Consider the following 26,703-nt stretch of genomic DNA (forward strand, 5'->3'; position numbering starts at 1 on the left):
CAAAAAATGAAAAAAACAGTTACCATCTCAATTTTAGTATTGATCGCCGTGGTTTTTGTAGGGGCGTTATACTATTTGTTTCAAAAAAATCAGGAAGATCCTACGGTTTATGAAACCGAGCAGGCTTCAATAGAAACCATCGTGAAGAAAACGGTGGCAACGGGAAATATTGTTCCGAAAGAAGAAGTGCTAATAAAACCAAATATTTCAGGAATTATAGATGAAATATATATTGAGGCCGGTGAGAAAGTGAAGGCGGGTGACCTTATTGCCAAAATTAGGGTGATCCCCAATGTAAATTCATTACAAAGTGCGAAAGATGCCGTAGCTACAGCGAGGATAAATTTAGAAAATGAAAAGAAAACCTTTGAAAGACAGAAATCTTTGTTTGAAAAAGGAGTGATTTCTCAAAACGATTTTGATAATGCTGAAGCTAATTTTAAAAGAATGCAGCAAAACTTCCGCTCTGCCGAGCAGAATTTTGAAATTGTTCAAACCGGTACCACAAGCGGTATTGGTAGTGCAGCCAACACGCTTATAAGATCTACTGTAGATGGAATGGTGCTGGATGTTCCGGTTAAAGTAGGAAACCAGGTTATTGAAAGTAACAACTTTAACGATGGTACTACCTTAGCCACGCTTGCCGATGTTAACGAAATGATTTTTGAAGGAAAAGTTGATGAAAGTGAAGTGGGGAAAATTAAAGAAGATTTACCGCTTGAGGTAACTGTGGGTGCCATAGAAAATAAAACTTTTAATGCCATTTTAGATTATATAGCACCAAAAGGTGTAGACGAAAACGGAGCCATTCAGTTTGAGATAAAAGGAACTTTAGATAAAGCCGATACTACCTTTATTCGTGCCGGCTTAAGTGCAAATGCCTCTATTATTTTAGACCGGGCAGATGAGGTTTTAGCTATTAAAGAAGCACTTGTTCAATTTGATCCAGACAGCCAGAAGCCTTTTGTAGAAGTGCAAACCGGAGATCAGGAATTTGAAAGACGGGATTTGGAATTAGGAATAAGCGATGGAATTCAGGTTCAGGTAATAAATGGCATTTCTAAAGACGATAAAATTAAGGTTTGGAACATTGTAAAACCTAGTCCGGAGTTTGCCGGTAATTAGATTTTTAATTCAAAATGTAACAAGTTTAGAACTTCATAGACTCATCAACTACAATTCCTATTATGAAAAAATACAGCTTACTAATCATATTTTTATTTTCTGCTTTAGTGCTAAAAGCACAGGAAGGCAAAAAATGGACACTCCAGGAGTGCGTTAATTACGCCCTGAAAAATAATATTTCAGTAAAACAAAGCGAACTCGATGTGGAGTTGGCAGAGCTTGGTAGAAGAGACGCAATTGGTAATTTTCTGCCTAATATAAATGCATCTGCAACAAATTCCTGGAATACGGGTCTTACCCAAAACGTAACTACTGGAGTTTTACAAACGCAAACCACCAGGAACTTTTCTGCAGGAGTAACTGCAAGTCTAAACCTTTTTGATGGGCTAAGAAACTTTAAACAATTGCAACGTGCAAAGATATCTGAACTTGCCAGCCAGTATGCGCTAGACAGGATGAAAGATGATATTACGTTGTTTGTAGCAGATTCTTATTTACAGGTGCTTTTTAACAAGCAAAACCTGGAAATTCTTAGAATGCAAAATGAAGTTACCCAGGAACAAATGGAAAGAACCAGGGAACTCGTAGAAGCCGGTTCTTTACCGCAGGGAGATCTTTTGGAAATTGAAGCTACCAATGCCGATGAAAGACAGCGAATAATTGTGGCCCAAAATAATATTAGAATTTCTCTTATAAGTTTAGCTCAAACCCTGCTTATTAAAGATTATGAGAATTTTGATATCGTAGAAAGAGATTATAATATTTTTGGAACCGAAATTCTAGATAACCCGGTAGAGGATATAGTAGAACAAGCCAAAGAAGAACGTTCTGAAATTAAAATTGCTGAAGCAAACCGTGAACTTGCTCAAAAAGACGTAGAAATTGCCAAAGGAGCTTACTACCCAAGTGTAGGAGCTTTCTTTAACTATAATACCAGGGAATCTGGACAGGGAAGAATAGTGGGTGCAGAAATAGATCCTAACGATCCTACCCGGGAGATTGGTGTGGTAGAAGAAACCGGTGACATTGTTGTGGCACCAAATACGCTTACTACTATTGGTAGCCCGCTACCATTTTTTGAACAATTACAACGTAACGATGGTATGACTTACGGGGTGCAGGTTAGTGTACCAATTTTTAGCGGATTTGCCACCAGGAACCAGGTGAGAAGAAGCCAGGTAAATGCCAGGCGTGCGGAATATGAATTGGAGCAGGCAGAATTAGATCTTGAAGCGAATGTTTATCAGGCTTATGTAGATGCCGAAGGAGCTTTTGAAGCTTACGAAGCGGCCCTGGTTGCAGCAAACGCGCAAGAGCAGGCTTTTGAATATTCTACACAACGTTTTGATGTGGGAATTTCTAATGCTTTTGAATTTAGCCAGGCAAAATTGAGATATGAAAATGCACAAAGTGAAGTGCTAAGAACTAAATACGATTACATTTTTAAACTAAAAGTACTTGAATTATATTTTGGAGTACCGGTGACCGATCTTAAATTTTAAACCATGAAGAAAAAGACTCTTTTTATAATTATCGGAATTGCTCTCGCGCTTATTGTCTTACTTATAGTAGGGAAAAAAGCCGGTTGGTTTGGTAAATCTGGCAATTTTAAAGAAGTAGAAATAACCAAAATTGAACCTATAGATATTATAGAAACAGTTTCGGCTACCGGAAAAATTCAACCGGAAATTGAAGTAAAACTTTCTTCAGAAGTTTCAGGAGAAATAATAGAGCTTCCCGTGGTTGAAGGTCAGGCGGTAGAAAAAGGTGACCTATTGGTGAGGGTAAATCCAGATATTTACCAGTCTAACGTAAATAGAGCCCAGGCAGGATTAGAAACTTCAAGAGCAAATTATTCCCAGGCCCAGGCAAGTTTAAAGCAAGCTGAAGCTAACTATAACCGAAACAAAAGCTTGTTTGAAAAGGGTGTAATTTCTAAAGCAGAATGGGACAGGATCGTTTCAGAATATGAAGTAGCACAGGCCAATAAAGAATCGGCTTATTACAATATGCAAAGTACAGCGGCTACGGTAAAAGAAGCTACAGATAATCTTGGACGTACCAATATTTACGCGCCTATGAGCGGAACCATTTCAAAACTTGATGCCGAACTTGGTGAAAGGGTTGTAGGAACCCAGCAAATGGCCGGTACCGAAATTCTTAGGGTGGCCAATCTCACCAATATGGAAGTTGAAGTAGATGTAAACGAGAATGATATTGTAAAAGTACAGGTAGGAGATTCTACAATTGTTGAAGTTGATGCCTATTTAGGAAAAGAATTCAGCGGAATTGTTACTGAAATTTCTAATTCGGCTGATGCTGCTCTTACTACAGACCAGGTAACCAATTTTAAAGTGAAAGTTCGTATTATAGAAGAATCTTACAAAGAGTTTTTAGCGGGAAAAGATGAGAATTATTCTCCATTTAGACCGGGGATGACAGCTACTGTAGATATAATTACCAATAGAAAAGACAATATAATTGGAGTGCCTATTAGTGCTATTGTGATTAAAAATGATACCACGGCAGGTAAAAATCAAGATCAAAAATATGAGGCCGTTTTTCTAAAAGAAGGAGAAAAAGCCGAACTTAGAAAAGTTACCACGGGAATCCAGGACGATAGTAATATTGAAATTACCGAAGGCCTGGAAGAAGGGGAAACGGTAATAACCGGCCCTTATAATACCGTGACAAAAAGCCTGAAAGAAGGTGATGATGTTGAGGTGACTAATAAATAAGAATAAGAAAAATTTGAAGATTTGGCATTAATACTTTGCTTAGAAACCGCTACTACAAACTGCTCTGTCGCACTTTCAAAAGATGGCGTTCAACTTGCGCTTAAAGAAGATAAGAGTAACAATTATTCGCACGCCGAGAAGTTGCACGTTTTTATAGATGAAATTCTAAAAGAAAATAATTTTGCCGTAACAGATCTTGATGCAATTGCGGTAAGTAAAGGGCCTGGTTCCTATACCGGTCTAAGAATTGGTGTTTCTACTGCTAAAGGATTGTGCTTTTCATTAGATATTCCTCTAATTTCTATCGCTACGCTCGCTTCTTTAGCGGCGCAGGTAGAATTGGAAAAAGGATTTATAATTCCAATGTTAGACGCGCGTAGAATGGAAGTTTATTCAGCAGTCTTTGATCAAAATTTGAAGAATATTAGAGAAACTAAAGCTGAGGTTTTAGATGAAAGTTCCTTTATTGAATTTCTTGAAAAGAAGAAAACAGTTTTTATAGGAAATGGCGTAGAAAAGTTTGAAGAAATTTGCAAACATTCCAACGCTAAATTTATATCAGATAAATTACCCTCTGCACGTGAAATGTGCAGTTTGGCTGAAGCTAAATACAAAATAAGCGACACCGAAGATGTCGCTTATTTTGAGCCTTATTACTTAAAAGATTTTATTGCCGGTTAATCTGCAGTATTTGAGTTGTTCTTGTTCAATTTCTTTTCTATCGTACCATTCATTTTAGTTTGGTCGTATAAATAAACATCTCGCTGAGGATAAGGAATAGTCATTCCGGCTTCTTCCAGTCTTATCTTTCCTTCTTCAATCATATACCAGTGAAGATCCCAGAATTTACTGTTTTCTGCAAAATATCTTACTCCAAAGTTTACTGAATTGTCTCCAAGTTCAGTCACAATAATTTGTGGGGCGGGATCTTTAAGTACATCTTCCTGCTCTTCCACAAGATCTCTAAGCACTTGTTTTGCTTTCTTTAAATCATCATCGTAAGAAATACCAAAAGTTAGGTTTTCCCTTCTCGTACCATTAAAGCTATAGTTAATAATATTATCATTACTTAACTCGCCATTGGGAATTACTGCACGTTGATTTCCAAAGGTGTCTAATTTAGTGTAGAATAAAGAAATTTCAACCACAGTACCCGAAACTCCCTGAACTTCTATCCAATCTCCTACTTTAAAAGGTTTTAATATAATAAGAAGTACACCTCCGGCAAGGTTAGAAAGTGAGCCTTGCATTGCAAGACCTATAGCTAAACCAGCGGCACCAATTGCGGCAACCAAAGAAGCGCTTTCTACTCCCAATTGAGTAATAAAAAGAACAAAAAGCAGGATGCGTAAACCCCATTTAAGAGCATTAAGCGTAAAAACTTCTAAAGTTTCATCGTAATCTTTTCTTTGAAATAATTTATCTACATATTTAACTATTATGCCAATTACCCAAAGACCAATAATTAGAAGCGCAAGTGCTCCTAATAAGGTTGGTAGGTAATCGATAAATTTTTCTGCGTATTCTCTTGCGATGGCGCCCCAATCGTTTAATTTATCCATAATATCATTAATTTTTCAATCAACAAATTGACTATAAATATTTTATTTGGCAGAACCTTTTATGTTTAAGTTTTGTTAAAAATGTTTAATTTTTTTAATAGATTCTTCTACGGAATTTAAAGGAAGATCACATTTTCCGTCGGTGCAGATATAGATTAAATCTTTATTTGCTTTAAATCTCGATTTTAAAAGTGCTACTTCAGATTCACCGGTACTGCCGGCAAATACAGTATGCGGGAAATATTCCTGCTGAAGTTTTTTTCTTATTTCTAATGCATTTTGTCCTGTAATGGCTACTTCATAATAGGTTTCAGTGAAATTAAGCATTAAATTCAGCCAGTTGGCATAAGATTGGGGCTGGGTCTCAATTTGAGGTTGAACCGTTTTTAGCATTTTTTCAGCTAAATTGTAATAATCATGGTTTCCGGTTATTTTAGATAGTTTAAATAGATTTGTGGCCATCACAGAATTAGAGGCGGGCATTACATTATCGTTTAATTCATAATTTCTGGTGATTAGCGCTTCATCTTTGGCCGAGGTGAAATAAAACAAACCAGTTTTTTTATCCTGAAAATCTTCAAAACAAACCTCAACTAATTTCTTCGAAATTTCCAGCCATTTCTCATCAAAAGTGGCTTCATATAAATTTAGAAAAGCTTCAGTACAAAAAACGTAATCTTCCAGGTAAGCATTTATTGTACTTTTTCCGTTTTTGTAATTATGCCATAATCTAAAGTCTTTTTTAAACTGGTATTCCTGAAGAAATTTAGCATTTTTAAGAGCTTTTTCTAAGAAATCTGGTTGGCCAAATGCTTTATAGGCATCTACATAACCGTTAAGCATCAAGGCATTCCAGGAGGTTAAGCTTTTGTCGTCTAATCCCGGTTTTGTTCGTTTGTCACGTTCTTTTTTTAAAGTTTTGGTCCAATTTTCTTTTTTAGATTCCACTTCAGATGAACTAAGATCAAATTCTTTAGCTATGGTTTCATCATTTTTAGACCTGATAAGAACATAATTATTCTCTTCCCATTTTCCGAAGGAATTTATATTATAATAAGCTTCAAAAATTGGAAAATCTTCTTTTAAAAGTTCCTGTAAGTTCTCTTTTTTCCAAACGTAATAAGCGCCTTCGGTTTTATTTCCGTTTTCATCTTCACTATCGGCATCTAAAGCCGAGTAAAAAGCGCCTGTAGTATCGGTAAGTTCTTCTTCTATAAAATTTAGGGTTTTAAAAACTACTTCTTTATACCAATTATCTTTAGTAAATGAATAAGCTTTGCTATATAAACTTACCAGTTGGGCATTATCATAAAGCATTTTTTCAAAATGTGGTACGTGCCATCGCTCGTCTACCGAGTAACGCGAAAACCCGCCGCCTATATGGTCAAAAACGCCTCCGTAAGAGATTTTATTAAGGCTGTGCAGTGAATGTTCAAGGAGTTCTTTATTCTTTAGCTGTAGGCCACTTCGCAGTAAAAATTCCTGGTTTACCGGAAGCATAAATTTTGGTGCCCCGCGGGAACCACCATTTTTTTTATCGAAGCCATTTTGCCATTTTTCAAGAATTTTAGCCAGATAATTTTTAGAGAATGACGTTTCTTCTTCAGGAATTTTTATGAGCTGTAATTGCTGAAGCCCTTCATCAAGCCTGGAGGCATAAGCTTTCATTTCCTCCGGCTTGGTTTGGTAAAGTCCCGAAAGTTGTTTTAAAGCGTCTTTCCATTGCTCTTTTCTAAAATACGTGCCACCCCAAACCGGCCTGCCATCAGGTAAGGCAACAATATTCATAGGCCAACCGCCGGCACCGGTCATTACCTGTACCGCATTCATATAAACCTGGTCTATATCTGGACGTTCTTCGCGATCTACTTTTATGTTTATAAAATGCTGGTTCATAATTTCGGCTACACTTTCATCTTCAAAACTTTCGTGCTCCATCACGTGGCACCAATGGCAGGCAGAATAGCCTACGCTAATAAGCAATAATTTATCTTCTTCTCGCGCTTTTTTTAAAGTTTGGGAATTCCAGGCCTTCCAGTTTACGGGATTATGTGCGTGTTGTAAAAGGTAAGGACTGGTCTCATTTATTAGGCTATTGGTGAATTTTGGTGTGGTCATGGTTATTTTTTAAAATGAAAAAGCTCCCTGGAATCCCAGAGAGCCTTGCTAATTTCTTGAGCTAAAATTAATTGACTTCAAAAGAGATTTTTACATTAACCCTAAATTCGGTAATGTTTTCTCCATTCACAAGTGCGCTTTGCTCTTTAACATAAACCGATTTTATATTTTTCACAGTTTTCGCGGCGTGCTTCACTGCTTTCTTTGTGGCATCTTCCCAGCTTTCGGTAGAATTTGCCAGGATCTCAATAACTTTTACAATAGACATAATAGATTGGTTTTAAAATGTTAGTATTCAATTAACTAAAGATAGCTTTAATTTCTTCGAAAACTAAATTGAAACTAAAAAATAGGGGTTATTACCAGTAAATTACCGGTCTACTTCTTTTAAAATTTCTGCGAAATGATTGAAGCTTTACATTATTAATTAAAGTTTTAATAACCTTCGTAAAAGCGATATAAGGAAAAAATCACTGATTTTTGCAGGTTAAAAGGAAGTTATTCGCATGCAGGATGTTTATTTAATAATTCTGGGAATTCTATTTATTCTGGCCATCACCGATTTGGTGGTTGGGGTTAGTAACGATGCTATTAATTTCCTGAATTCTGCCATTGGTTCCAAAGCGGTGTCCCTTAGGTCTATCCTTATTATAGCGAGTCTTGGTGTGGCGGTGGGCGCTATATTTTCCAGTGGATTAATGGAGGTAGCACGAAAAGGAATTTTTCTTCCGCAGGAATTCTATTTTGAAGAGATCATGGTCATATTTATGGCCGTTATGATTACCGATGTTTTGCTGTTGGATTTCTTCAATTCTATGGGTTTGCCAACATCTACTACGGTTTCCATTATGTTTGAATTATTAGGAGCAGCCGTAAGTGTCGCCTTAATCAAGATTTTTAACACTACTAATGATGTTTCGCACCTGGTAAACTTTATAAACGTTGAAAAAGCTTCTGAAGTTATTTTCGGGATTCTTATTGCCATAGTTATTGCTTTTATTACGGGTGCGGTGGTGCAGTATTTTTCACGTTTGGTATTTTCTTTTAAATATGAAAAAAGGCTGAAGTTTACAGGGGTTATTTTTGGAGGAGTTTCTCTTGCCGCGATCTTTTATTTTATCCTCATAAAAGGTCTTAACAGTATGGCTTTTGTTTCAGATCACTTTGTAGACGATGTAAATGAGAATCGAATACAGATTATTATTTTTAGTCTGCTTGGTTTTACTATGCTCTCTAAAATTCTTATTAGTTTTTTTAGGGTAAATATTCTTAAAATAATTGTAGTGGTTGGTACCTTCGCACTGGCCCTGGCCTTCGCCGGAAACGATTTGGTGAATTTTATTGGGGTACCAATAGCAGCCTGGCAATCTTACGAAATTTGGAGTGTTTCTGGAGTTCCAGCTTCTCAATTATTAATGAGTGATCTCGCCGGCAGCGTTCCCACACCAGAGATAATCCTCATATTTGCCGGCGGAGTTATGGTACTTACCTTGTGGTTTTCTGGAAAAGCAAGGGCCGTGGTAGATACCGGCGTAAAGCTTTCCAGGCAAAATGAGGGGGCAGAACCGTTTGGAGCTAATTATTTATCCCGAACCATTGTTAGGTATTCTATTATGTTTGGTGCTGCGGTTTCAGATGTACTTCCGCAGAAAGTTAGAAAGCAGATAAATAACCAGTTTGAAACTCCAAAGACTAAAAATCAGCCCAGGGAAATAGCACCACCCGCATTCGATTTGGTGAGGGCTTCAGTGAATTTGGTGGTAGCCAGTATTCTAATTTCCATGGGAACTAATTGGCAACTTCCGCTTTCTACCACTTACGTTACTTTTATGGTAGCCATGGGTACTTCTTTGGCCGATAGAGCCTGGAACCAGGAAAGTGCCGTTTACAGGGTGGCGGGAGTTTTAAATGTAATTGGAGGCTGGTTTGTTACGGCTTTGGTGGCTTTTTTAGGAGCAGCAATTTTTGCCGCAATAATTTATTATGGAGGTTTAATTGCTATAGCCGTATTGGTTTCTATAACCGCCTTTTTTATCGTTAAGAATACACTCTCTCACGCTAAAAAAGCTAAAGCCGATAAGCGCCAGAAAAGGTATAAGCGTACCGATATAATTACTATTAACGAAATTACTGCAGAAAGCTCTGTAAATATCTCACAGGTAATTTCTGGAATTAGTAAACGCTATACCAAAACCGTAGATAACCTGGGTTATCACGATTTAGGAAAACTTAAGAAGAATAATAAGAAAGTTCGAGAGCTTGAAAGCGAAGTAGATGATTTAAAAGGAAATATCTATTACTTTATAAAATCGCTAGACGAAGATTCGGTGGAAGCAAGCCGGTTTTATATTCATTTGCTGGATTATTTGCAGGAAATGGTAAACTCTACCCGATACATTACCAGAAACTCTTTTGAACACGTAAATAACAATCACAAAAACCTGAAATTTAACCAGATTAGGGATTTGAAAAAGATTGATAGAAAACTTCAGGAGTTATTTGGAGAGATAAAATACACCTTTGATGAACACGACTTTGAGCGCTTAGACAATATTCTTGCTGAAAAGCAACAATTGCTCGATATGGTTTCAGAAATGATAGAGAAACAGATCACACGAATAAGGACTTCAGAAAGCAGTCCTAAAAACACAAAACTTTATTTTGGGCTTTTACTGGAGTCTAAAGACCTTATTTCGTCTACCCTTAGTCTAATTCAGTTATTCAGAGAATTTTATGTGGAAGCGAAGTCTACGCTTTAGCGTATATAGAATTATCCGTTTACTGCTTCTACATAATCAACTTTTCCGCGTAGCATATCCCTTAACATTGTTTCAATTCCGCTTTTAAGCGTCATTGTAGAAGAAGGACAACCACTACAAGCTCCCTGAAGAATTACTTTTACGGTTTTATTATCGGCATTATAAGAATCAAAAAGGATGTTTCCACCGTCGCTGGCAACCGCAGGTTTAATGTATTCATCTAAAATTGCGATAACTTGTTTAGAAGTATCGTCAAGATCCTTAATTTCCTGGCTTACCTCTGGATTTGCAGGATGGCTCGCTGCTTCAGTTTGTTGCGGTACCGAGGCTTCGGCTTTTAGAACTTCTTTCCCATCCTGTAGGTAATTAGTGATAAATTCTCTTAACTCCAGGGTGATTTCCTCCCACTCAGCAACATCATACTTATGGATAGAAACGTAATTAGAATCTATAAATACGGCTTTTACAAATGGAAAATGAAAAAGTTGTTGCGCAAGTGGCGCATCTTTAGCTTCATCAATATTTTTAAACTCGGCAGTTTTTAAAACCAGTTTTTTGTTGGCTACAAACTTCATTACGCCCGGGTTTGGAGTACTTTCAGCATACACAGTTACAGGAACATTCTTAGCTTCTTTAGAATCTTCTTTTATCACTACGCCGCCTTTATTTAAAAATTCTTCTATTTGCGCGGCAACTTCTTCCTGTACATCATCCCATTCAACTATATCATATTTTTCTATCGCGATAAAATTTTGTGCGATATAAACCGTTTTTACAAATGGTAAATAAAATAACTGTTGGGCTATAGGAGATTTGGATGCTTCGTCAATATTTTTAAACTCGTAATTCTCGTGCCGGGTTAGAAATTTGTTAGTTTCAAATTTAATGATACCCGGTTTGTTGGTGGCTTGTATATTTATGGTGAAAGTGCTCATATTAATTTTTTTGCAAAAGTACTAAAGAAAACTTAGTTAATCTATATCTTTACTTTTCTTATGGGGATTAGAACTTTATTTACTGGAGATTATAATGTTTTTTTAAGAGCTAATCAAATTAGTTCAGGCTTTAAATTTCTATTCTTAATTATATTTGTTTTTTTAACCGGTTCTTCGGTGAAATCCCAGGAAGTAATTCCTATATATTCAGATTACCTGACTGATAATCTTTTTCTTCTTCATCCTTCTATGGCCGGTGCTGCTAATAGAAATCAAATTAGGCTTACTGCCAGGCAGCAATGGTTTGACGTAGATAATGCGCCCAGCTTACAAACTCTTGCGGTTAATGGTAGAGTAGGAGATAAACTTGGGGTAGGAGGAATTGTTTTTAATGACCAAAATGGGAATTTCTCTAAAATTGGTGCTTATGGAACGGTGGCTTATCATTTACATTTCGCCAGAAATGAATTTCTAAATCAGCTTTCCTTTGGAATTAGCGCCGGGATTATTCAGCATAGATTAGATCAAAGTGGGTTTACCGAATTTGATCCTATTGTAAGCGGGAGTAATGTTTCTGACATCTTCGGAAATATGGATATTGGTATGTCTTATTATTATCTGGATTTCTTTGCGCACTTGGCGGCTAAGAATATAATTTCTGTACGGCGCGAACTTTTCTATTCTGACGCAGTGCCGAGCAATCAGCGTAAATATTTATTCTCTACGGGTTATGTTTTTGATAATAATAATGATTGGAGTTATGAGCCTTCAATTTTATATCAGCTACGAGAAGCCACCAATGAAATGAATATTGATTTAAATATGAAAGTGTATCGGGAAGTTGATTTCGGGCAACTATGGGGCGGACTTTCTTATCGAAACAGTTTTGAAGGTGCCGAATATACTACGGATGGTAACGAAGTTGAAAGTCAGCAGCTACGGTATATTACTCCTTTTTTAGGTTTAGATTACAAAAATTTTATGTTTGGCTATACTTTTAGCTACCAGTTTAACTCGGTGGTTTTAAGTAATAATGGTTTTCATCAAATTACTATAGGATACAATTTTGGAAAGAGTAGATGGCGATGGGAGAAAAATGTCCCGGCAGTTAATTATTAGAAATCCAGATAGTTAACTTTATACCCATATTTTACGGCTTCAGTTAAATTTCCAAGCACCTTAGGATTGGTATTGCTGAAAAATTCCGGGATAGGTTTTTGAGAAGGCGCTTCCGTTATTAATAAATTATTTTCGTTAAGAATAGATTTTGTTTGCCTGGCCACTGCTTCTCCAGAATCTATAATTATAACATCTTTTGGCAATAATTCTTTTAAAATAGGAATAAGGTAGGGATAGTGACTACAACCCAACACCAGGTAATCTATTTTATTTACTAAAAACGGCTCCAGGAGTCTGAGTAAATGGCTTCTCATTTGGGGAGAATCTAAATCTCCTGCTTCAATAAGTTCTACCAGGCCACGACCTTCTACTTCAACCACATTAATATTTCTGGCATAAAAATCTGATGTTTTTGAGAAAAGTGTGCTGGTTAAGGTTCCGCGGGTAGCCAAAATTCCTATAGTTTTGGTTTTGGTATTTAAAGCAGCGGGTTTAATAGCCGGTTCAATCCCTATAAAAGGAATTGCATATTCATTTCTAAGGTCTTTAATTGCGTTTGTGGTAGCGGTGTTGCAGGCAACCACAATAATTTTGGCGCCCATTTCCAGCAATTTTTCAGTATTTTTTCGACTTAAATTTTTAATATCTTCAATAGGTTTTTCGCCGTATGGAGCGTTTTTACTATCGGCGAGGTAGGTGGTTTTTTCAAAGGGAAGTAGCTCGTGAATTTCTCTCCAAATGGAAGTTCCCCCTACACCAGAATCAAAAATACCTATGGGTTGCAAATTGCTCATTGATACAAAAATAAAAACTGCGCCTGGAAAGGGCGCAGTTTTTAATCTTTATTTATGTATTGGGTGAATATTACATTCCCAATTCAGCTTTTACATCTGTCATAAGATCTTTACCATCGGCAAGAATTACTCCTGTTCCTGTAGTAGAGTCAAGTACATAATCAAATCCTTGTTCTCTTGCTACTTTTTGGATAGCTTCACGAGCTTTCTCAATTACCGGTCTAATTAGATCGTTTTCTTTCTTTTGAAGTTCCTGACGAGCTCTCTGGCTGTGTTCCTGGATTCTTCTTTCAGTTGCCTGAAGTTCGCTTGCTCGTTTTGCGTTTTCTTCTTCTGTTACTGTTTCAGCTTCAGATTGGTAACGTTGCATCGTGTTTTGAGCTTCAGTAAGCATGTCTTTAATCTCAGCATCGTAAGTTTTCTCTAACTTTTCAAGTTGAGACATTGCATCTTTATAAGCAGGCATGGTTTCTACAAGCTCCTGGGTTGCGATATGCGCAACTTTGCTTTGTGCGTTTGTAAATGCAGTAGCTCCTATGGTTAATGCAAGGGCTATAAAAAGTGTTCTGAATTGTTTCATTTTAATTGATATTAATTGTTTAAGTATTAAGGTTTAAAATTATTTAGTTTATGGTGTCTTTTCTATTTCGTGCCGCTTCTATAGAATCTCTTTTTTGTTGTCTTTCCTTTAAAATCCTTTCCCGGCGTTCTTCAAAAGCTTTTTGCCTGGCTTCTTTAATAGAGTCTTGTTTTTTTCTGCGTTCCTCTATTAAGGCTTCGCGTTCGCTTTTACGGTCTTCAATAGCTTGTTCGCGTTGGCTTAATTCTTCATCTTCCTCTGCTGTACGCGCTTCAGCTCTCTCAAGTTCTCGTTCTTCCTGTTTTGTTTCAATTTGTTTGCGGTTAGAAGCTCTGTTAATACTTCTTAGAACCTGGTCACTTAAATCAAAACGTTTTTTTGCAAATAACATACCCGATTCAGCATTACGGTCAAATATAAAATCGAAATCTCTGTTTTCACCTATTTCCTGAAGGGCGTTAAAAACCTGATCCTGGATTGGCTTTATTAATTGCCTTTTTTGAATCATATAATCACCTTTCGGGCCAAAACGTTTCTGCTCATAAATTGTAGCCTGTTCTTGCTGGTAAGCGATCTCTTCTTCCCGTTCTTCAATTAGTTGGGGAGTGAGTAACGCCCGTTCATTTTGCAAGCTGGTTTTCATTTCACTAATTTCGTTTCGCTTTTGCTCAATTTCGTTTCGCCATTCTTTTACTCGCTCGTCTAATTGAGATGAAGCTTGCTGATATTCTGGAACATTTTCAAGGATGTATTCCATATCCACAAAGCCTATATTTATTGGCTTTTGAGCGCTTGCCCCTAATCCAATAAAAATAAAAAGTGTGAATAAAAATGTTCTTTTAAGCATACTTAAATCGAATATAGAAAATATCGTGCCAAATTAAAATTGCTGTCCGATAATGAAATGCGTTTCCCAACCGTTAGGCCCGGGTTGTCCTCCAATAGGATCAAAACCGTAACCAAAGTCAATACCAAGTAAACCAAAGGCTGGCATAAAGATTCTTAAACCTGCGCCGGCAGATCTATTCACCTGAAAAGGATTAAAGTCCCTGAAATTATCGTAAGATGCACCTGCTTCCAGGAAGGTAAGTGCATAAATAGATGCTGTTGGCTTTAAAGTAATAGGATATCTAAGTTCTAAAGAGTATTTGTTGTAAATGGTAGCACCATCATCATTAACTCCGGCAGGACGATCTAAAGGAACTACAGATTGATTTGGATAACCTCTTAACTGTACGGTTTCTCTACCATCTAAACTAAATGCACCAAGGCCATCTCCCCCAAGAAAGAATCTTTCAAAAGGTGGAACACCACGATCGCTATTATAAGCTCCAAGGAAACCATATTCGGCGTTAGTTCTTAGTACAAGTTTGTCATAGATTTGAGTAAACCACTCACCACTAAACTTAACTTTATAGAATTCTAACCAGTTAAATTTCTTCTGATCTATTTTTCGTTGATCCCCCACAGCATTTTCTGGAGTCACCCTGTTCCCTTGCTGGTCTATAAGATTTCCATTATCATCTTCCAGCTGAAACTCTCTTTGATCATCTAAATTAGCATAATCTACACCGTTCCATAGAGAATAAGGAGGTGTGAATTTTGCTGTAAGTTTAAATTTAGAACCTCCCATTGGGAAAATTGGGTTTACGTAGGTGTTATCTCTTGTAAGACCAAAAGTATAGGTAAAATTGTTAGAATGCCCATCACCAAACGTAAATAAACCGGTATTATAATTATTTAGGTTATAACGTTGAAAACCTACAGAGTGAGATACCGTCATATAAGGGTCTGGTACGGTTAAACGTTTTGCTAAACCTACGTTTATTCCCAGGATATCAAAACTTCTGCTTCTATCGGCTTCTCTGTTTATATAATCGAATAAAAACTGTCTTGTATAAGAGAAAGAAGTTTGCAAACTCACCGGCTTTTTACCTCCAAGCCATGGCTCCTGAAAAGACAGGCTATACGTTTGATAAAACGTACTGGCCTGTGCTCTTAAAGAAAGCGTTTGCCCATCTCCCATAGGTACTGGCTTATAGGCTTCTTTATCAAAAATTCCAGATAAAGAGAAGTTGTTGAAAGAAAGTCCTAAAGTACCAATAAAGCCACCGCCACCGTAACCACCTTGTAGTTCTATTTGGCTGGCGCCTGCTTCTACAACAGAATATTCAAGGTCTAAAGTACCGGCCTGCGGATCTGGATCAACAAATTTTGGTTCTAATTGCTCTGCATCAAAGAATCCAAGTTGTCCAAGTTCCCTAACGGTATTTACAACATCTTCCTGGCTATATTTTTGGCCTGGTTTTGTTCTTAATTCACGATAAATAACGTGATCTTTTGTTTTGTCGTTTCCGGTTACACTAATATTATTGAAGTATGCTTCTTTTCCTTCAATTATTCGTATTTCAAAATCTATGGTATCGTTGTAAACATTGGTTTCTACAAGATTGATGGTAGAAAATAAATAACCGTTGTTTTTATATAGGTTAGAAAGATCTTCCCCGTCTGGTTTTGTTTCATCGGCAATTCGCTCGTCTAAGAGCACCCCGTTATAAACATCACCTTTATTAATTCCTAAAGCTCGTTGTAATTGCGCATCGGTATAAACCGAATTTCCTAAATAATCTATATTACCAATATAATATTGATCTCCTTCTTCTACCTTAAGGTTTAAGGCTATGGTTTCGTCGTCAACTTCTACCAAAGAATCTGTTACAATCCTGGCATCTCTATAACCGCTTTCCTTATATTTATCTATAATATTTTCTTTGTCTTCCTGGTAATCTGCCCTAACAAATTTTGATCTTTTCCAAAAGCGGAAAAAATTCTTTTGTTTGGTGTTTTTCATGGCCCTTTTAAGCTTCCAGTTAGAAAATTTTTCGTTGCCAGAAAAGTTTATTTCGGCAATTTTTACACGATCACCTTGGTCTATATTTATAAGCATATTTACCAGGTTGGTATTTGCGGTAGTATCGGTAACTTCGCTGGTGCTTATTTTTGCCTTAGCATTAAAATAACCTTCTTTTCTATACTTACTTTCAATATAATTTTTGGTGGTAGTTATAAGGTTTTCAGAAACTTTTGCCCCTGTTCTTAGTTTGTTTTCCTTAATTATTTCTTCCTGCTCCCGTTTTTTAAGTCCGGTAACCTGAACTTTATTAAGTTTTGGAACTTCCTGGATCTCAATTTCAAGATCGGCTACATTGCCGTCACTTACATTGGTGATATAAAAGTTAATATCACTAAATTGATCAATATCCCATAGTTTATTGATCACGCTACTAATTTTATCTCCGGGAATATAGATTTCTTCCCCTTTTTTTAGACCGGTATAAGCAATTACGGTTTGCTCGTTAAAACTAACGGTACCCGTAACTTTTATATCTCCAATTATATATTTTTTGCCATCTGCTAATGGTAAGCCCTGAGCTTGTGAAGAAATGCTAAATATTAAACTGCATGCTATTGCCAGAAGGGTAAATACTTTCTTCGTCATGAATGCGCTAACTGAGTTGCTCACTGGTTTTTCCAAATCGTCTTTCTCTATTTTGATAATTGTAAATGGCTTCAAAAAGATTTTCTTTTCTAAAATCTGGCCATAAGATTTTTGTAAAATATAATTCGGCATAAGCAATTTGCCATAATAAAAAGTTGCTTATACGTTGTTCTCCGCTGGTTCTGATTAGTAAATCCACCTCCGGAAAATTTCGGGTGTAAAGATGCTGATTTATAACCGATTCATCAATAGCATCGGCGCTTATTTCATTATTTTTAACTTTCAGGCTAATTTCACGTATTGCAGAACTTAGCTCTTCCCGTGAACCGTAACTTAGTGCAAGGTTAAGCACCATACGATCGTTGGTTTTAGTTTTCTCAATAACTTCGTGAAGTTCTCTAAATACCTTTTTAGGCAGGGTATTTAGATTTCCTATAGCGTTTAATCTAATATTATTTTCCTGAAGTGTTTTAATTTCTTTTCTTAAGGAAGAGACCAATAGACGCATTAATGTGTCTACTTCTAGTTTTGGACGCTTCCAGTTTTCGGTAGAAAAAGCATAGAGGGTGAGGTATTCTATACCAATTTCGGCTGAAGCTTCTACAACATCTCTAACTGCGGTGGTGCCTTCTTCATGCCCTGCAGCCCTAAGAAAGCCTTTTTTTCTTGCCCAACGCCCATTACCATCCATAATTATGGCAATGTGTTTAGGTAGTTTCTTAAGATCTATGTTTTTTTTATAATCCATATTAAAATCTACTGTAGCAAGGTTCCCTACCCCACGAGAAGGTGAAATTCACGCCCGTAAAAACATACCAATCGTTGGTATTTCTATTTCCGAATTCCCTTTTTGGCATTCTGTTCCCAAAAATTTCTTCAGGCCAGCTTCCATCCAGGTTGTCGGTAAAAGTATAACGAACACCTACTTCCAGGGCTCCTACAATATGCGAGGTAATACTTTCTTTATAACCAAAAACTACCGGAATAGCAAAATCCCAGTTTGCGCCCTGGTTTTCCAATTGACCGTTAGGAAAATCGGCATCAAGCAGTAAGTGATCTGCTCTAAAATAAGTTATCCCAGTATACAAATATGGGGTGCTTTGGGAATGGCCTTCGTGCAGATCAAAACTCCAGAAATTATACTCTAATCCTAACGAAGCTTCTGCAATTGTATTGTTAAAAGAGTAGCCTCTGTTTAATCTTCGGGGGTCATTAGAATTTGCATCGTCGGCATTTATTTCTGCATATAAAAGCGAAAATCTAAAAGCGTGACGTGGGCTGCGATTCCATTTAAGCAATGCGCCTCCAACTAGTCCGCTGGGTAGTACAAAATTGGTTCGCCCTACATCTCCAATATAATTGGCGCCACCAATATATGGTCCTACTTCAAATGTTTGAGAATTTGTTTTTGGAGCAAAAACAAGCATGATTACTACAACTAATAGGTACCTCATAGGCTTTCAAAAGTTTGCAAATATAACAATTATGTTTGCTCCACAATAATTTGAGCAATTTTGTATATATTCTTAAACAGTTTTTAAAATCATTTATTGCTTAATTACGTTTATCCTCACCCCACATTAACTTTTTTCTTAGGGTGTGAAGAAAACTATCGCCTTTAAGTTCAACAAGATTTATTGCGTAGGGTGCTTTTTCTATAATAATTTCAGTATCATTTTCCAGGGTTGCGATGCGGGAATCCATAGAAACTAAATGAGATTCTTCCCGTCCCGATACCCGAAGTGTTATTTTAGTATCGTCTTTAATTACTAAAGGACGTGCGTTTAAATTATGCGGCGCAATGGGGGTAATAATAAGAGAGCCTGCATCTGGGGTTATAACCGGACCGCCACAACTAAGGGAGTAACCGGTAGAACCTGTGGGGGTAGAAACAATTAACCCATCGGCCCAATAAGAATTTAAATATTGGTCGTTTAACCACGTATCTACGGTAATCATAGAAGTGGTGTTTTTTCGGCTAACTGCAACTTCGTTAAGGGCTATATTTCTAAAAACCGGGTCGTGGCTGGTGGGATTTGTTTTAATATTTAAAACAGTTCGGCGGGAAATACTAAATTTCTTTTCAAGAATACTCTGTAAACATTCTTTGATTTCCTCTTTTTGAATAGTTGCCAAAAAGCCCAATCTCCCTGTGTTAATTCCTACAATTGGAATATCTAAATTTCTAATATAATTTATAGATTTTAAAATAGTACCATCTCCACCAATACAAAAAAACAAATCGAAACTATTATCTAACTCTTCAAATGTGTTGAAGTGTGAGTAATTTTCATTTATAGTTTTGTTTAAATGAATTAGATCCAGGAAATTTTCTTCAATTACTACTTTAATATTTTCGCGCTTCAGCAATTCCAGAAGCTGCCCTATATAGATCCCGGCATTGGTATGGTAAAACTGACCGTAGATGCCTACTTTCATATATTCATATATTTATCTAAATACTTAGAGCGGTCTCTAAGATTTTTGTTGAAATTGTCTTCCCGGTGTTCAGAAATTATTTTATAACCATAGCGGCGGAAAGACTGAATAATTTCATTTATACCCGAAGGGCTTAATTTAACCGTGATTTGGGCAACATCATTTTCAATTTTTGAAATAAAGATCCCAAGAATATTGGCATTATTAGATTCGGTGATTTGGGTGATTTCGCTAAAGGAATAATCTTTAATGCCTTTTTGGATTACAATAATATTTCCCGCTTCGCTTAAAAAAGGCGTTTCGTTAAATAAGGCAATAATTTCGTTGAGTTCTACATAGCCCAAATAGGTGTTTTCTTCATCTAAAACTGGAAGAATATTGGTATTGTTCTGGGCAAAGCGCTCTAGAATATCCAGCCAAAAATCTGTATTTCTTACAAAGAAACCTTCCAGGGCATATTGATAATCTTCCAGCGATTTTTCGGCTTCAAAACAACGAATATCGTTTTCTGAAATACAACCCATGTAAATACCGTTATTTTCTACCGGTAAATGCGAATAGGTTAACTGGTTGAACAAGTCCTGGACTTCCCCAATTTTATCAGAAAAATGCCTTATAGAGACATCGTTAATTATAAAATCTTCCATGTTCATGATGTCGCTTCCTTTTTATGCAAATTAATTAAAATAAAATTCATTAGGGCATTTACAAGTTTGTATTTTTGTTAAACAAAAGCTTATAAAATGACTAAATTAAGTGTAAATATCAATAAAATTGCGACTTTAAGAAATGCACGCGGCGGCGATATTCCTAACGTGGTAGAAGCCGCTAAAAATATAGAATCTTTTGGTGGGCAGGGTATTACCGTGCACCCAAGACCAGACGAACGGCATATTACTTACCAGGATGTTAGGGATCTTTCTCCAATTGTAAATACCGAATTTAATATTGAAGGAAATCCGGTTGCAAAATTTATTAATTTGGTGCTGGAGGCAAAACCGGCCCAGGTTACTTTAGTACCAGATGCCGAAGATGCAATTACCTCAAATGCCGGCTGGAATACCATTAAAAACAAAGAATTTCTTCAGGAAGTAATCCAGGAATTTAAAAATAACGGTATTCGTACTTCTATATTTGTTGATCCCGATAAAAAAATGATTGAAGGAGCTGTGGAAACCGGTACAGATAGAATAGAATTATATACCGAGGCTTTTGCAGTAAAATATGCAAAAGGTGATAAAACTGGGGTAGAACCTTATAAAAAATGTGCAACTCTGGCGCATCAATTAGGTTTGGGAATAAATGCCGGGCACGATCTTTCTTTAGAAAATATAAAATATTTTAAAGATAATGTACCTTACTTAGATGAGGTCTCTATTGGCCACGCACTAATTGCTGAAGCTTTATACATTGGGCTGGAAAAAACCATTGAAAAATACCTGGAATTGCTGAAATAATACAATTCCATAAAAAACAACTGCAATGAAATTGAATTCTATAATACTGGGAGAGGGACAAGCCTTATTAATTCTCCATGGCTTTTTAGGAATGAGTGATAACTGGAAAACCATTGGTAATAAACTTGCTGAAGAAAAGGATTTCCAGGTGCATCTTATAGATCAACGTAACCACGGTAAAAGTCCGCATACCAATGAGCATAGCTACGAGTTAATGGCTGAAGATGTGAAGGATTATTGCGAGCAACATTCTTTAGAAAATATTATTTTAATGGGGCATTCTATGGGAGGTAAAACTGCAATGCTTGCCGCAGCCGAATATCCTGATTTGGTGGAAAAACTTATTGTGGTAGATATTGCGCCCAAATATTATAAACCGCATCATCAGCAAATACTGGATGGGTTAACGGCCCTGGAAGAGGCAGATTTAGACTCCCGGCAGGAAGCCGATAAATTACTTTCAGAATTTATTTCCGAAAAACCAATCAGGCTTTTCCTTTTAAAGAATCTAAACCGAAAATCTGAGGGCACATACTGTCTAAAGGTGAATCTGGAAACTTTAAAAGTGAATATTGAAGAAGTTGGTAAGTCTCTTCCGCAAGATAAAATTTTTAAGGGTTCTACGCTTTTTATAAAAGGCGCTAATTCAAATTATATCAAAGAAGAAGACGAAGCTGCTATTCAAAAACAATTCCCTGAAGTTAAATTTGAAGAAATTCGCAATGCAGGGCACTGGGTTCACGCTGAGAAAATGAACGATTTCTACAAAGCTGTGGCCGATTTTCTTTAAAATCCTTCTAAATTTATTATGTGTGCATAATAAATTATCGTTTTTTGTTGAGTAATATGTAATTTATTCTAAATTTGGAGATAGTAAATTATTAGTATAGAATAAAATCCAAATCAATTATGAGAAAATTACTTTTCCTGGGCCTTTTTGGTCTAATGGCTGCGGTAACTTATGCAGGTGGGTATAGAGTGAGTCTCCAGGGACAAAGATCGCTAGCTATGGGCCACACCGGTGTTGCGGTAGTCAACAATGCTGAGCTTGCATTTTTTAACCCCGCAGGCCTTGTGTATCTTGAAAACAAGATAAATGTAGCAGCCGGTGCCAGTGCTGTTTTTTCCAATGTGAAATATCAAAATTCAGAATTTGGAATTAGCTCTGAAACCGATAGTGCTGTAGGAACGCCATTTTATGCCTATGGTTCTTACCGTGTAAACGATTGGTTAACTTTAGGATTGGCAGCTTATACTCCCTACGGTAGTAGTGTAGAGTGGCCAACAGATTGGGCCGGGTCTCATTTGGTAAACAATATAGATCTCCAGGCAATTTATATCCAGGCTCTGGCTTCTGTAAAAATTTCAGATAAATTAAGTGTTGGTGGTGGGCCAATCTATGTAAATGGATCGGTAAACTTTAACCGTAACCTTAACCGTACGCTAACTGATCTTGATGGAAACCGATCTAATGTAACCGTAGATGCCAGTGGGGTTAGCGCTTTTGGATGGTCTGCCAGTGCAATGTATAACGCAACCGAAGATTTACGTTTTGGTATAAATTACCGAAGTGAAATTATGGTTGAAGCAGAAGGCGGGGACGCTACTTTTCAAAACGTTCCAAATTCTCCTTTAACTCCGTTTCAGGATACACAATTTGATGCTGCATTGCCTATGCCAGCGGAGCTTTCAGTAGGGCTTTCTTATGAGCTTCTGGATAAATGGCTTTTTGCATTCGATTATAACATGACCTATTGGGATGTATACGAATCTTTAGATATAGACTTCGCAAATGCAACTCCAGATTCAAATAACCCAAGAAATTATAAGAATTCATCTACTTACAGGTTTGGATTACAGTATCTTGCAAACGAAACCGTTACATTGAGAGTTGGATATTATTTTGATGAATCTCCGGTACAATCAGGATACTTTGCTCCTGAAACTCCAAGAAACGATGCCCACGGATTTACTGGCGGACTTTCTTTACATGTAAGTGACAGATTCTCTATAGATGCCGCTTTCCTTTACAACAGGTATGAAGAAGTAGACGAATCTTACAATTATTATACTGAGAATGGAGAGACTGTTCCTTTTGAGGGAACTTATAAAACTTCAGCCTTTATTCCTGGACTTGGTGTAACCTACAAATTATAAAATTTAGAAGATGAAACAGTATTTTAAATATATAGCAATATTGGCGCTGGGAATTGTTTCCTGCGAGCCAGAATTTGATAACCCGGTAGACGAAGCCGGTGCGTACAGTAACGGGGAAGCAGATTTTTCCCGATACGTAGCCCTTGGTAATTCACTCACTGCTGGATATGCAGATAACGCCCTTTATATCACCGGGCAGGAAAATTCTTATCCAAACATCCTTGCGCAGCAATTTGAAAAAACCCAGGATATCGAGGATTTTACCATTCCTTTTATGAGTGATAATGCCGGCGGACTTTTAGCTGGAGGTAATCAAATAACTAATAATCGATTGGTGCTATCTGTAGTAAATGGCGATACCCTTCCGCGAGTATATACAGGAATGCAACCAACTACTGAAGTGGGAAATGTTCAACAGGGGCCTTTTAGTAATATGGGAGTACCCGGCGCTAAATCTTATCATTTAGGCGCTGCAGGATATGGAAATGTTCAGGGAATAGCAGTAGGAACTGCAAACCCTTATTTTGCTCGCTTCGCATCTGCGCCTAATGCTTCTGTAATGGAAGATGCTCTTGCTCAAGACCCAACTTTCTTTTCTTTATGGATAGGAAATAATGATGTTCTTGGTTATGCTAGAACTGGTGGAACAGGAGTATATCAATTAAATAATTTGCAGCCTTCTACATACGCAGATAATGATATTACAGATCCAAACGTTTTTGCCAGTGTATATAGTGAAATGGTACAGGCTTTAGCCGCAAGTGCAAGTGGTGGAGTTCTTATTAATATTCCAGATGTAGCTTCGGTTCCTTTTTTTACAAGAGTTCCCGTTAATGCTATACCTCTAGATGCTCAAACCGCTGCAGCCTTAAATCAGCAATTTTCAGCTTACAATACACAGGTTCTGCCTGGTTTGGTTCAGGCTGGTTTTATTACCGCTGAAGAAGCGCAAAGCCGACAAATTAATTTTGCTGAAGGTCAAAACTATGTAACGCTACAAGATGAGTCGCTAACCAATATTGGCCAGGCTATTCAGGGAGCGCCATTTAATCTTGATCCTCAAACTGCAGGATTGTTGAGTCAGTTAAGACAGGCTACACCTACAGATCTTATTCCTTTAACCAGCTCTGGAATTCTTGGAACTCCCGTGGGTGATAATCCAAATATGATAAACGGGGTTTCGGTTCCATTAGGAGACGAGCACGTTTTGACAAATGCAGAGCAAGAATTAATTAGAGATGCTACAACTAGATATAATCAGGTTATTTCTGGTTTGGCAGAGGCTAATGGTCTTGCATTTGTAGATGCCAATGCAATGCTTAATAAATTAGCAACAGATGGGATCTCTTTTGACGGCGGATTTGTAACTTCAGATTTTGTAACTGGAGGTGCTTTTTCACTTGATGGTATCCACCTTACACCTCGAGGAAACGCAATAGTTTCTAACCGTATAATTGATGCAATTAATACTACTTATAATGCCGATGTACCTAAAGTAAACGTAGGTGCTTACGGTACAGTTACCTATAACAACGAAGTTCAATAAGAACACATACTTTTTAATACAGATTTACAAACGCCGGATTTTTCCGGCGTTTTTTGTATTTTTCAAAATCTAATTAATCTGAATATTATGAATTTTATATTAAGAATATTACTTACCGCAGTTGCAGTAGTTGTACTGGCCAAATTTTTACCCGGGGTTGAGGTAGAAGGCTATCTAACGGCAGTAATTGTAGCAATTGTCCTGGCTATTCTAAACCTACTGGTAAAACCAATTTTGGTAATTTTTACGTTACCTGTTACTATCCTTACTCTGGGTTTATTTTTACTCGTAATAAATGCGATAATTATCTTACTGGCAGATGCTTTTGTTTCAGGATTTGGAGTTAGCGGCTTTTTTATAGCCTTGCTGTTTAGTTTGCTTTTATCACTCTTTCAATCCTTGCTGTTTTCTTTATTAGGAAAAGATTAGCACAATATTGCTGAAATTCAATAATTTGAAACTTTGTTGGCTTGGGAAAAAAATGTAATTTTGCACTCCAATTTTTATAACAAGTCAAGATGAATATTACCAGAGAGAATATTGATGAATTGAATGCGGTAGTAAAAGTAGATATCGCCAAAGAAGACTACGCCGGTAAAGTTGATAAAATCTTAAAAGATTACCGTAAAAATGCCAATATTCCCGGCTTTAGAAAAGGGCACGTGCCTATGGGAATGGTAAAGAAACAATACGGTCAGGCTGTGTTGGTAGACGAGGTAAATAAACTTTTACAGGATTCACTAAATAAATATCTTACCGAAGAAAAACTGGATGTTCTTGGAAATCCTCTTCCAAAAGAACAGGAAAACTTCGATTGGAATAAAGAAGAATATAGCTTTGAGTTTGAACTTGGTTTGGCTCCAGAGTTTGATGTGAACCTTGAACTTGAAAAGCCGGTAACCCATTATAACATTGTTGCAGATGAAAAAATGGTGAATAACCAGATTGAATCTATTAGAAAACAATACGGGAAACTGATCTCTAAAGATGAAGCTGAAGAAGGAGATATCGTTGCCGGTACCTTCAAAAATGAAGAAGAAGGGATTGAGAAAGAAACTTCAGTAGAATTAGAAAAACTTAAGGGGAAAAGAAACCTTAATAAGTTTGTTGGTGCTAAAGTTGGCGATTCTATCACTTTAAAGACCAAAAGTCTTTTTGAAGATGAGCATGAGCTAATTCAGCATTTAGGAATTGAGCACGATAAGGCGCACGATCTTGATATTGAAGTTGAATTTACCATAAAAGAGATTAACCATAGAGAACTGGCAGAGCTTAACCAGGAATTATTCGATAAGCTTTTTGGTGAAGGTAAAGTAACCAGTGAAGATGAGCTTAAAGAAAAGATCAAGGAAGATGCAGCAAAACAATTTAAGCAGCAAAGCGATCAGCAGTTAATGAACGATGTGACCAAGCAGCTTATTGAGCAAACTAAATTTGAACTTCCTAAAGAATTTCTTCAAAAATGGATTCAAACAGTTGGTGAAAAACCAATGACTGAAGAAGAAGCCAAAGAAGAATACGAAAAAAGTGAAGAAGGTTTACGTTACCAATTAATTGAAGGTAAAATAGTAAACGAAAATAACCTTACAGTAGAGTTTGAAGATCTTAAAGCTTTTGCTAAAGAAAAGATCAAAGAACAAATGGCACAGTTTGGCCAAATGAATCCTGGCGATAAAGAACTTGACGATATCGCGGCAAGAATTCTTTCTAATCAGGACGAAGTAAAAAGAATGTCAGAGCAATTAATGAATGAGAAATTGCTTGATTTCTACAAAGAGAAAATGTCTTTTGAAGAAAAAGAAGTGACTTACGATGAATTTGTGAAAGAGATTTACGAGTAAGCTTTTTCTATAAATTTATACTTATATTTAAGGC

Annotated in this window: 24 protein-coding genes; 12 read left to right on the forward strand and 12 right to left on the reverse strand. The window is 36.8% G+C overall.

Annotated elements, in window-relative coordinates; translation table 11 throughout:
• The first annotated feature begins 6 nt into the window (after nt 1-6).
• The 4 genes from J0871_RS05870 to tsaB all read left to right on the forward strand — a co-directional run bounded on the left by J0871_RS05870 (nt 7) and on the right by tsaB (nt 4,544).
• Nucleotides 7-1,125, forward strand: a complete 1,119-nt coding sequence (locus J0871_RS05870; protein WP_208224184.1) for an efflux RND transporter periplasmic adaptor subunit — start codon at nt 7-9, stop codon at nt 1,123-1,125.
• Nucleotides 1,126-1,187: 62 nt separating this feature from the next.
• A complete protein-coding gene (locus J0871_RS05875; RefSeq protein ID WP_208224185.1) occupies nt 1,188-2,627 on the forward strand; it encodes a TolC family protein in 1,440 nt (479 codons plus the stop codon).
• A 3-nt stretch (nt 2,628-2,630) separates the two neighbouring features.
• Nucleotides 2,631-3,863, forward strand: coding sequence for an efflux RND transporter periplasmic adaptor subunit (locus tag J0871_RS05880; protein WP_208224186.1), 1,233 nt, complete (start codon nt 2,631-2,633; stop codon nt 3,861-3,863).
• 21 nt (nt 3,864-3,884) lie between these two features.
• Nucleotides 3,885-4,544 (forward strand): tRNA (adenosine(37)-N6)-threonylcarbamoyltransferase complex dimerization subunit type 1 TsaB, encoded by a 660-nt coding sequence (tsaB, locus tag J0871_RS05885; RefSeq protein ID WP_208224187.1) that lies wholly within the window; start codon nt 3,885-3,887, stop codon nt 4,542-4,544.
• Here the strand turns inward: tsaB and J0871_RS05890 are convergent.
• The 3 genes from J0871_RS05890 to J0871_RS05900 form a co-directional block, all read right to left on the reverse strand.
• Nucleotides 4,541-5,425, reverse strand: a complete 885-nt coding sequence (locus J0871_RS05890; RefSeq protein WP_208224188.1) for a mechanosensitive ion channel family protein — start codon at nt 5,423-5,425, stop codon at nt 4,541-4,543. The genes tsaB and J0871_RS05890 overlap by 4 nt on opposite strands.
• A 75-nt stretch (nt 5,426-5,500) precedes the next feature.
• A complete protein-coding gene (locus J0871_RS05895; protein ID WP_208224189.1) occupies nt 5,501-7,543 on the reverse strand; it encodes a thioredoxin domain-containing protein in 2,043 nt (680 codons plus the stop codon).
• 67 nt (nt 7,544-7,610) lie between these two features.
• Entirely contained in the window at nt 7,611-7,811 is a 201-nt protein-coding gene (locus J0871_RS05900; protein WP_075325675.1) for a dodecin family protein, read from the reverse strand.
• Between the two features lie 238 nt (nt 7,812-8,049).
• Here J0871_RS05900 and J0871_RS05905 point away from each other — a divergent pair, with 238 nt between their 5' ends.
• The gene (locus J0871_RS05905) at nt 8,050-10,302 is read left to right on the forward strand and encodes an inorganic phosphate transporter (RefSeq protein WP_208224191.1); all 2,253 of its coding nucleotides are present in this window, start codon (nt 8,050-8,052) and stop codon (nt 10,300-10,302) included.
• Nucleotides 10,303-10,313: 11 nt separating this feature from the next.
• On the opposite strand, the gene J0871_RS05910 is transcribed toward J0871_RS05905, so the two are convergent.
• On the reverse strand, nt 10,314-11,237 hold the full coding sequence (locus tag J0871_RS05910; protein ID WP_208224193.1) for a NifU family protein: 924 nt from the start codon (nt 11,235-11,237) through the stop codon (nt 10,314-10,316).
• Between the two features lie 150 nt (nt 11,238-11,387).
• On the opposite strand from J0871_RS05910, the gene J0871_RS05915 reads away from it, so the two are divergent.
• Complete coding sequence (locus J0871_RS05915) at nt 11,388-12,356, forward strand: type IX secretion system membrane protein PorP/SprF (protein ID WP_346014331.1); 969 nt, start codon at nt 11,388-11,390, stop codon at nt 12,354-12,356.
• Here the strand turns inward: J0871_RS05915 and murI are convergent.
• The 8 genes from murI to J0871_RS05955 all read right to left on the reverse strand — a co-directional run bounded on the left by murI (nt 12,353) and on the right by J0871_RS05955 (nt 20,321).
• Nucleotides 12,353-13,150, reverse strand: coding sequence for a glutamate racemase (gene murI / locus J0871_RS05920; protein WP_208224196.1), 798 nt, complete (start codon nt 13,148-13,150; stop codon nt 12,353-12,355). The genes J0871_RS05915 and murI overlap by 4 nt on opposite strands.
• 70 nt (nt 13,151-13,220) lie before the next feature.
• A complete protein-coding gene (locus J0871_RS05925) occupies nt 13,221-13,730 on the reverse strand; it encodes an OmpH family outer membrane protein (protein WP_075325679.1) in 510 nt (169 codons plus the stop codon).
• Between the two features lie 43 nt (nt 13,731-13,773).
• Nucleotides 13,774-14,577, reverse strand: a complete 804-nt coding sequence (locus J0871_RS05930) for an OmpH family outer membrane protein (RefSeq protein ID WP_208224198.1) — start codon at nt 14,575-14,577, stop codon at nt 13,774-13,776.
• A 33-nt stretch (nt 14,578-14,610) separates the two neighbouring features.
• Entirely contained in the window at nt 14,611-17,229 is a 2,619-nt protein-coding gene (gene bamA / locus J0871_RS05935; protein WP_208224200.1) for an outer membrane protein assembly factor BamA, read from the reverse strand.
• A 7-nt stretch (nt 17,230-17,236) separates the two neighbouring features.
• A complete protein-coding gene (locus J0871_RS05940; RefSeq protein ID WP_208224202.1) occupies nt 17,237-17,977 on the reverse strand; it encodes an isoprenyl transferase in 741 nt (246 codons plus the stop codon).
• A gap of 1 nt (nt 17,978) precedes the next feature.
• Complete coding sequence (locus J0871_RS05945; protein ID WP_208224204.1) at nt 17,979-18,683, reverse strand: DUF6089 family protein; 705 nt, start codon at nt 18,681-18,683, stop codon at nt 17,979-17,981.
• A 100-nt stretch (nt 18,684-18,783) separates the two neighbouring features.
• On the reverse strand, nt 18,784-19,668 hold the full coding sequence (locus J0871_RS05950; RefSeq protein WP_075325684.1) for an NAD kinase: 885 nt from the start codon (nt 19,666-19,668) through the stop codon (nt 18,784-18,786).
• Nucleotides 19,665-20,321 (reverse strand): CBS domain-containing protein, encoded by a 657-nt coding sequence (locus tag J0871_RS05955; RefSeq protein ID WP_208224206.1) that lies wholly within the window; start codon nt 20,319-20,321, stop codon nt 19,665-19,667. Before J0871_RS05955 ends, J0871_RS05950 begins: the two co-directional genes overlap by 4 nt.
• Before the next feature lie 90 nt (nt 20,322-20,411).
• Here J0871_RS05955 and J0871_RS05960 point away from each other — a divergent pair, with 90 nt between their 5' ends.
• From J0871_RS05960 to tig, 6 genes are all read left to right on the forward strand, one after another.
• Nucleotides 20,412-21,125 (forward strand): pyridoxine 5'-phosphate synthase, encoded by a 714-nt coding sequence (locus J0871_RS05960; RefSeq protein ID WP_208224208.1) that lies wholly within the window; start codon nt 20,412-20,414, stop codon nt 21,123-21,125.
• A 25-nt stretch (nt 21,126-21,150) separates the two neighbouring features.
• On the forward strand, nt 21,151-21,915 hold the full coding sequence (locus J0871_RS05965) for an alpha/beta fold hydrolase (protein WP_208224210.1): 765 nt from the start codon (nt 21,151-21,153) through the stop codon (nt 21,913-21,915).
• A 119-nt stretch (nt 21,916-22,034) separates the two neighbouring features.
• Nucleotides 22,035-23,282 (forward strand): outer membrane protein transport protein, encoded by a 1,248-nt coding sequence (locus J0871_RS05970; protein WP_208224212.1) that lies wholly within the window; start codon nt 22,035-22,037, stop codon nt 23,280-23,282.
• Nucleotides 23,283-23,292: 10 nt separating this feature from the next.
• Nucleotides 23,293-24,828 (forward strand): G-D-S-L family lipolytic protein, encoded by a 1,536-nt coding sequence (locus tag J0871_RS05975; protein WP_208224214.1) that lies wholly within the window; start codon nt 23,293-23,295, stop codon nt 24,826-24,828.
• An 87-nt stretch (nt 24,829-24,915) separates the two neighbouring features.
• Nucleotides 24,916-25,257 (forward strand): phage holin family protein, encoded by a 342-nt coding sequence (locus tag J0871_RS05980; RefSeq protein ID WP_208224216.1) that lies wholly within the window; start codon nt 24,916-24,918, stop codon nt 25,255-25,257.
• Nucleotides 25,258-25,346: 89 nt separating this feature from the next.
• Nucleotides 25,347-26,669, forward strand: a complete 1,323-nt coding sequence (gene tig / locus J0871_RS05985) for a trigger factor (RefSeq protein ID WP_208224218.1) — start codon at nt 25,347-25,349, stop codon at nt 26,667-26,669.
• Nucleotides 26,670-26,703 lie beyond the last annotated feature (34 nt).

It is taken from the genome of Salegentibacter sp. BDJ18 (assembly GCF_017579965.1).
GTDB lineage: Bacteria > Bacteroidota > Bacteroidia > Flavobacteriales > Flavobacteriaceae > Salegentibacter.